Source organism: Nonomuraea sp. KM90 (assembly GCF_052246675.1).
GTDB lineage: Bacteria > Actinomycetota > Actinomycetes > Streptosporangiales > Streptosporangiaceae > Nonomuraea.
Genome location: NZ_JBQQCB010000010.1, coordinates 210,254 through 218,639 on the forward strand (window position 1 = coordinate 210,254; position 8,386 = coordinate 218,639).

5 protein-coding genes are annotated in these 8,386 nt (G+C 66.5%); all 5 read right to left on the bottom strand.

The window, feature by feature from the left end; all coding sequences use genetic code 11:
- Positions 1–15 precede the first annotated feature (15 nt).
- Complete coding sequence (gene fusA, locus ACTWPW_RS14755) at positions 16–2,064, bottom strand: elongation factor G (RefSeq protein ID WP_375116581.1); 2,049 nt, start codon at positions 2,062–2,064, stop codon at positions 16–18.
- 84 nt (positions 2,065–2,148) lie between these two features.
- Complete coding sequence (gene rpsG / locus ACTWPW_RS14760) at positions 2,149–2,619, bottom strand: 30S ribosomal protein S7 (protein ID WP_020542314.1); 471 nt, start codon at positions 2,617–2,619, stop codon at positions 2,149–2,151.
- A gap of 2 nt (positions 2,620–2,621) precedes the next feature.
- Positions 2,622–2,996: a 30S ribosomal protein S12 gene (rpsL, locus tag ACTWPW_RS14765; RefSeq protein WP_049572713.1), complete on the bottom strand. Its 375-nt coding sequence runs from the start codon at positions 2,994–2,996 to the stop codon at positions 2,622–2,624.
- Positions 2,997–3,638: 642 nt separating this feature from the next.
- Complete coding sequence (locus tag ACTWPW_RS14770) at positions 3,639–7,514, bottom strand: DNA-directed RNA polymerase subunit beta' (RefSeq protein WP_364112963.1); 3,876 nt, start codon at positions 7,512–7,514, stop codon at positions 3,639–3,641.
- 17 nt (positions 7,515–7,531) lie between these two features.
- Positions 7,532–8,386: DNA-directed RNA polymerase subunit beta (locus tag ACTWPW_RS14775; RefSeq protein ID WP_443169017.1), on the bottom strand; the 855-nt coding region annotated here is incomplete at its 5' end.

The following is an 8,386-nucleotide window of genomic DNA, read 5'->3' on the forward strand; positions in this document are numbered from 1 at the left end:
GGACCGGACCGGGAACTACTCGCCCCGGGCCTTCGCGACGATCTCCTTGGCGATGCCCGGAGGCACCTCCGAGTAGGAGTCGAACTGCATGCTGTAGCTCGCGCGCCCCTGCGTCTTGCTACGCAGGTCACCCACGTAGCCGAACATCTCAGACAGCGGCACGAGCGCCTGGACGACCTTGGCGCCTGCCCGGTCGTCCATCGCCTGGATCTGCCCGCGGCGACCGTTGAGGTCACCGATGACATCACCCATGTAGTCCTCGGGCGTGGTGACCTCAACGGCCATCATCGGCTCGAGAAGAACGGCGTCCGCCTTGCGCGCGGCCTCCTTGAAGGCCATCGAGCCGGCGATCTTGAAGGCCATTTCCGAGGAGTCCACGTCGTGGGCCGCACCGTCGGTCAGCGTAACCTTCACGCCCACCATCGGGTAACCGGCCAGCACGCCGAACTCGGCGGCCTCCTGCGCGCCCGCGTCGACCGACGGGATGTACTCCCTCGGGACGCGGCCACCGGTGACCTTGTTCTCGAACTCGTAGCCGTCGTTGCCTTCGCCCAGCGGCTCGAGGTTGATGATCACCCGCGCGAACTGACCGGAACCACCGGTCTGCTTCTTGTGGGTGTAGTCGATCTTCTCCACCTTGCGGCGGATGGTCTCGCGGTAGGCCACCTGCGGGCGGCCCACGTTGGCCTCGACCTTGAACTCGCGACGCATACGGTCGACGAGGATCTCCAGGTGAAGCTCGCCCATGCCCCAGATGACGGTCTGACCGGTCTCCTCGTCACGACGGACCTGGAAGGACGGGTCCTCCTCGGCCAGGCGCTGGATCGCGATCGACAGCTTCTCCTGGTCGCCCTTGGTCTTGGGCTCGATGGCGACGTTGATGACCGGAGCCGGGAACGTCATCGACTCGAGCACGACCTGGTTCGACGGGTCGGACAGGGTGTCGCCGGTCGTGGTGTCCTTCAGACCCATGACGGCGACGATCTGACCAGCGATCGCCGACGGGCGCTCTTCGCGCTTGTTGGCGTGCATCTGGTAGATCTTGCCGATCCGCTCCTTCTTACCCTTCACAGAGTTGATGACCTGTGAACCGGTCTCGAGCGTGCCCGAGTAGATGCGGATGTAGGTGAGCTTGCCCAGGTGCGGGTCGCTGGCGATCTTGAAGGCCAGCGCGGAGAACGGCTCGGTCGGGTCGGCGTGCCGCTCGATCACCTTCTCCTCGTTGCCGACCGCGTGGCCCTTGAAGGCCGGGATGTCGGTCGGGGCGGGGAGGTAGGCGACGATCGCGTCGAGCAGGGGCTGAACGCCCTTGTTCTTGAACGCGGTGCCGCACAGGACCGGGTTGATGGCGCTGGCCAGCGTGGCGCGGCGGATGGCCGCCACCAGCTGCTCCTCGGTCGGCTGCGTGCCTTCGAGGTAGAGCTCCATCAGCTCGTCGTCGTTCTCGGCGACGGTCTCGATCAGCCTGTCGCGCCACTCGCGGGCGGCGTCGACGTGGTCGGCCGGGATGTCGACGACGTCGTACATCTCGCCCTTGGCCGCCTCGGCGGACCAGATGAGACCCTTCATCTTGATGAGGTCGATGACGCCCTTGAAGTCGGCCTCAACGCCCCACGGGAGCTGGATGACGGCCGGGGTCGCGCCCAGGCGGCCGATCATCATGTCGACGCAGCGGTGGAACTCCGCGCCGACACGGTCCATCTTGTTCACGAAGCAGATGCGGGGCACTTCGTAGCGGTCAGCCTGGCGCCACACCGTCTCCGACTGCGGCTCGACACCGGCGACGCCGTCGAACACGGCGACCGCGCCGTCGAGGACGCGGAGCGAACGCTCCACCTCGATGGTGAAGTCGACGTGACCCGGAGTGTCGATGATGTTGATCGTGTGACCGACCCACTCGCAGGTGGTCGCGGCAGACGTGATCGTGATGCCGCGCTCCTGCTCCTGCTCCATCCAGTCCATCGTGGCTGCGCCTTCGTGGACCTCACCGATCTTGTAGTTGATACCGGTGTAGAACAGGATGCGCTCGGTCGTGGTGGTCTTGCCCGCGTCGATATGGGCCATGATCCCGATGTTTCGGACCTTGGCCAGGTCAAGAGCGGTCTGGGTGGCCACTTCTCTCGCGTCCTCGTCGTCTCGTCGAACCCACTACCAGCGGTAGTGAGCGAAGGCCTTGTTGGACTCGGCCATCTTGTGGGTGTCCTCGCGCTTCTTGACGCTCGCCCCGAGGCCGTTGCTGGCGTCGAGGAGCTCGTTCATGAGGCGCTCGGTCATGGTCTTCTCGCGGCGGGCGCGGGAGTACTGCACCAGCCAGCGCAGGGCCAGGGTGGTGCTGCGCGCCGCGCGCACCTCAACCGGCACCTGGTAGGTCGCGCCACCGACACGACGGCTGCGGACCTCGAGAGTCGGCTTGACGTTGTCAAGCGCGCGCTTCAGGGTGACGACCGGGTCGTTGCCCGTCTTCTCCCTGCAGCCCTCGAGGGCGCCGTAGACGATCGACTGCGCGATGGAGCGCTTGCCGTCCAGGAGCACCTTGTTGATCAGGGCGGTCACCAGAGGCGAGCTGTAAACCGGGTCAGCCATGAGCTGACGACGGCCAGGAGAACCCTTACGAGGCATTGTTAGCTCTTCTCCCTCTTCGCGCCGTAGCGGCTACGGGCCTGCTTGCGGTTACGGACACCCTGGGTGTCGAGCGAACCGCGGATGATCTTGTAGCGAACACCAGGCAGGTCCTTCACACGACCGCCACGCACGAGCACGATGGAGTGCTCCTGCAGGTTGTGACCCACACCCGGGATGTAGGCCGTGACCTCGATGCCGTTCGTGAGCCGAACGCGGGCCACCTTGCGCAGTGCCGAGTTGGGCTTCTTCGGAGTCGTGGTGTAAACGCGCTGGCACACACCGCGCCGCTGCGGACTCCCCTTGAGGGCAGGAGTCTTGGTCTTGGAGACCTTGTCCTGCCGGCCCTTGCGGACCAACTGCTGAATAGTGGGCACTGCCACTCCGTTTCGTGCCTTGGCCGGTGTTACGTCGTTGGGTCTTGCATTTCGCAGGTTCTGCCGGTGTCATGACCTGCTGGTTTATCTTGTCTCGGCGCCCCCGCGCTCGGGCGTGTCGCGCTGTTCACACAGACACATCCGCGAGGATTACGAGCCAGGAAGCCGTCCCGCGCCCGCAATGAGCGCACGGTCGAGAGCCCGCAAGAAGACGGGCACGATGCTCAAGACTACCCAGGCCCTGGCGACACGTCAAAACGGCGCGGCAAAGCGGATAAGCCTTGCCACTCCGGGTCGCCCGGGGCCTATTTCATCCAGCCCATCTACAGCTCCGCAGACATGATATAGCCCCCTGGGGTGTTCCGCCCCCAAGTCCACGAACCGCCATCCACCCGTAACTTCCCATTGCCCCGGCCGTAGGCGTGGGCGGTGCCCGCCTGACCACCGACACGGCCCACAGAGCGTCGTAACGGCGGCTCACCACTGACGGGCTCAGAGGCCGTCTCCCTGGAAGGCCCCCGGCCCCGTACGGCGTCTGGGGCGGCCACGGCTCCGCCGTAACGGGACAAGGGCCGGAAAGCGAACGCGCCCGGGACTCTCTGCCGAGAGGCCCGGGCGCGTCACCTACAGACGACTAGGAAATCACCTGTTGTACTGGCCGAAGTCGTACTCCTCCAGGGGGACGGCCTCGCCGCTGCCCGTGCCGAAGGTGTAGTCGGCCGCCGAGCCGTCGTAACCGCCGACGGTGTACATCGCGGCCTTGGCCTCCTCGGTCGGCTCCACCCGGATGTTGCGGTACTGCGGCATGCCGGTACCGGCCGGGATGAGCTTACCGATGATGACGTTCTCCTTCAGGCCCAGGAGCGAGTCGGACTTGGCGTGGATCGCCGCGTCCGTCAGGACCCTGGTCGTCTCCTGGAAGGAGGCCGCCGACAGCCACGACTCGGTGGCGAGCGAGGCCTTCGTGATGCCCATGAGCACCGGACGGCCCGCGGCCGGCGAGCCGCTCTCCGCCACCGTCTCACGGTTCATCTGCTCGAAGCGCGGACGCTCGACGAGCTCGCCGGGCAGCAGGTCGGTGTCACCGGACTCCAGCACGTTCACGCGCTTGAGCATCTGCCGCACGATGATCTCGATGTGCTTGTCGTGGATCGACACACCCTGCGAGCGGTAGACCTGCTGGACCTCCGCCACCAGGTGCAGCTGCACGGCCCGCGGGCCGAGGATGCGCAGCACCTCGTTGGGGTTGACCGCACCGGCGACCAGCTGCTGGCCGACCGTGACGCGCTGGCCGTCCTGCACGAGCAGGCGGGAACGCATCGAGACCGGGTAGGCGATCTCCTCCGAACCGTCGTCGGGGGTGATCACGATCTTCCTGGTCTTGTCGGTCTCGTCGATCCGGACCCGGCCCTCGGCCTCGGAGATCGGGGCGACACCCTTGGGGATGCGCGCCTCGAAGAGCTCCGTGACACGGGGCAGACCGTGGGTGATGTCGGCGCCGGCCACACCACCGGTGTGGAACGTACGCATCGTCAGCTGCGTGCCGGGCTCACCGATCGACTGGGCGGCGATGATGCCGACCGCCTCGCCGACGTCCACGAGCTTGCCGGTGGCCAGCGAGCGGCCGTAGCAGGTCGCGCAGACACCGATCTTGGCCTCGCAGACGAGCGCGCTGCGGGTGCGGACGGTCTCGACGCCGGCCTCGACCAGCTTCGTCACGTGGTTGTCGTTGATGTCGACACCCGCCGGGACGATGATCTTGCCGTCCACCTCGACGTCCTCGGCCAGGATGCGGCCGTGCACGTTGGACTCGGCGTTCTCCGCCTTGACCAGGTTGCCCGACGCGTCGCGGTCGGCCACGTGGAGCGGGACCGCGCGGTCGGTGCCGCAGTCGATCTCGCGCACGATGACGTCCTGCGCCACGTCCACCAGACGACGGGTCAGGTAACCCGAGTCGGCGGTACGCAGAGCGGTGTCGGCCAGACCCTTCCGCTGACCGTGGGTGGAGATGAAGTATTCCAGCACCGACAGGCCCTCGCGGAACGAGGCCTTGATCGGCCGCGGGATCGTCTCACCCTTGGTGTTGGACACCAGGCCACGGATGCCGGCGATCTGCCGGACCTGCATCTTGTTACCACGGGCGCCGGAGTTGACCATCATCCAGACCGGGTTGGTCGCCGGGAAGGCGTTGACCATGTCGGTCTCGACGTCGGCCGTCGCGTGCGTCCAGATCTCGATGAGCTCCTGACGGCGCTCCTCGTCGGTGATCAGACCGCGCTCGTACTCGCGCTGGACCTTGTCGGCCCGGCGCTCGTAGTTCTCCATGATGTCGGTCTTGTTCGGGGGCGCGACGACGTCCTCGATCGAGATGGTGACACCGGAACGGGTCGCCCAGCGGAAGCCGGCGTCCTTGAGCGCGTCGAGCGAGTTGGCGACCTCGATCTTGGGGTAGGTCTCCGCCAGCTCGTTCACGATCGTGGACAGCTGCTTCTTGCCGACCTGGAAGTCGACGAAGGGGTAGCTGTCCGGCAGCGTCTGGTTGAACAGGCACCGCCCGAACGTCGTCTCCAGGCGGATCGCGTCGCCCTGCTCCCAGCCCTCGGGGGCCACCCACTCGCGCGGCGGCAGGACGTCCTTCAGCCGGATCTGGATCTTCGCCTGGATCTCCAGCTCGCGGCGGTCGAAGGCCATCTGCGCCTCGGCGATCGAGCCGAACACGCGGCCCTCACCCTCAGCACCGTCCTTCTGGGTGGTCAGCCAGTAGAGGCCGATGACCATGTCCTGGGTGGGCATCGTCACGGGCTTGCCGTCGGCCGGCTTGAGGATGTTGTTGGTCGAGAGCATCAGGATGCGAGCCTCGGCCTGGGCCTCAGCCGACAGCGGCAGGTGCACGGCCATCTGGTCGCCGTCGAAGTCCGCGTTGAACGCGGTGCAGACGAGCGGGTGGATCTGGATGGCCTTGCCCTCGACCAGCTGCGGCTCGAACGCCTGGATGCCCAGGCGGTGGAGCGTCGGAGCACGGTTGAGCAGCACCGGGTGCTCGGTGATGACCTCTTCGAGCACGTCCCACACCACGGGGCGGGCGCGCTCGACCATCCGCTTGGCCGACTTGATGTTCTGCGCGTGGTTGAGGTCCACGAGCCGCTTCATCACGAACGGCTTGAACAGCTCCAGCGCCATCTGCTTGGGCAGACCGCACTGGTGCAGCTTGAGCTGCGGGCCGACGACGATGACCGAACGGCCGGAGTAGTCGACTCGCTTGCCCAGCAGGTTCTGGCGGAAACGACCCTGCTTGCCCTTCAGCATGTCGCTGAGGGACTTCAGCGGCCGGTTGCCGGGGCCGGTGACCGGGCGACCGCGACGGCCGTTGTCGAACAGCGCGTCCACGGCCTCCTGCAGCATCCGCTTCTCGTTGTTCACGATGATCTCGGGCGCGCCGAGGTCGAGCAGACGCTTGAGGCGGTTGTTCCGGTTGATGACCCGGCGGTAGAGGTCGTTGAGGTCGGAGGTCGCGAACCGGCCACCGTCGAGCTGCACCATCGGGCGCAGGTCCGGCGGGATGACCGGGATGCAGTCGAGCACCATGCCCCGCGGCGAGTTGGTCGTGTTGAGGAACGCCGACACGACCTTGAGCCGCTTGAGCGCGCGGGCCTTCTTCTGGCCCTTGCCGCTGCGGATGGTCTCGCGCAGGTTCTCGGCCTCGGCGTCGAGGTCGAAGCTGATCAGGCGGTCCTGGATCGCCTGCGCGCCCATGCCGCCCTTGAAGTAGCGGCCGAAGCGGTCACGCATCTCGCGGTAGAGCAGCTCGTCGCCCTCGAGGTCCTGGACCTTGAGGTTCTTGAAGCGGCTCCAGACCTCGTCGAGCCGGTCCAGCTCGCGCTGGGCCCGGTCACGGAGCTGACGCATCTCGCGCTCGGCGCCCTCGCGGACCTTGCGGCGCTGGTCGCCCTTGGCGCCGGCGGCCTCGAGCTCGGCCAGGTCACCCTCGAGCTTCTTCTGCCGGGCCTCGACGTCGGCGTCACGGCGCTGCTCGATGTGCTGCCGCTCGACGGAGATCTTCGCCTCCAGCGAGGGCAGGTCACGCTCACGCATCTCGGTGTCGACATGCGTGATCATGTACGCCGCGAAGTAGATGACCTTCTCCAGGTCCTTCGGGGCCAGGTCGAGCAGGTAACCGAGGCGCGACGGGACGCCCTTGAAGTACCAGATGTGCGTGACCGGCGCGGCCAGCTCGATGTGGCCCATCCGCTCACGACGCACCTTGGCGCGAGTCACCTCGACGCCACAGCGCTCACAGATGATGCCCTTGAAGCGGACGCGCTTGTACTTGCCGCAGTAGCACTCCCAGTCGCGGGTCGGGCCGAAGATCTTCTCGCAGAAGAGTCCGTCCTTTTCCGGCTTGAGAGTCCGGTAGTTGATGGTCTCGGGCTTCTTGACCTCGCCGTGCGACCACTGACGGATGTCGTCGGCGGTCGCGAGGCCGATCCTGAGCTCGTCGAAGAAGTTGACGTCTAGCATTTTGTGCGATCTCCCCCTCAGACTTCTTCCACGCTGCTCGGCTCACGCCGGGACAGATCGATGCCGAGCTCCTCCGCCGCGCGGAAGACGTCCTCGTCGGTGTCGCGCATCTCGATGGACATGCCGTCGCTGGAGAGCACCTCGACGTTGAGGCACAGCGACTGCATTTCCTTGATGAGGACCTTGAAGGACTCGGGGATGCCGGGCTCGGGGATGTTCTCGCCCTTGACGATGGCCTCGTAGACCTTCACGCGGCCCAGGACGTCGTCGGACTTGATGGTCAGCAGCTCCTGCAGGGCGTAGGCGGCGCCGTACGCCTCCAGCGCCCAGACCTCCATCTCACCGAAGCGCTGGCCACCGAACTGGGCCTTGCCGCCGAGCGGCTGCTGGGTGATCATGGAGTAGGGGCCGGTCGACCGAGCGTGAATCTTGTCGTCGACCAGGTGGAGCAGCTTGAGGATGTAGATGTAGCCGACCGCGATCGGGTACGGGAACGGCTCGCCGGAGCGGCCGTCGAACAGCCGGGCCTTGCCGCTCTGCTGCACCATCCGGTCCCCGTCGCGGTTGGGAATGGTGCTGTCGAGCAGACCGACGATCTCCTCCTCGTGGGCACCGTCGAAGACCGGCGTGGCCATGTTGGTGCGCGGGGCGACCTTCTCGAAGCCCTTGTCACGCAGCCGCTCGGCCCAGGCCTCCTGGATGCCCGAGATGTCCCACCCTCTGGCGGCGATCCATCCGAGATGGGTCTCCAGGACCTGGCCGACGTTCATCCGGCCGGGCACGCCGAGCGGGTTGAGGATGATGTCGACCGGGGTGCCGTCCTCCAGGAACGGCATGTCCTCGACCGGCAGGATCTTGGAGATGACGCCCTT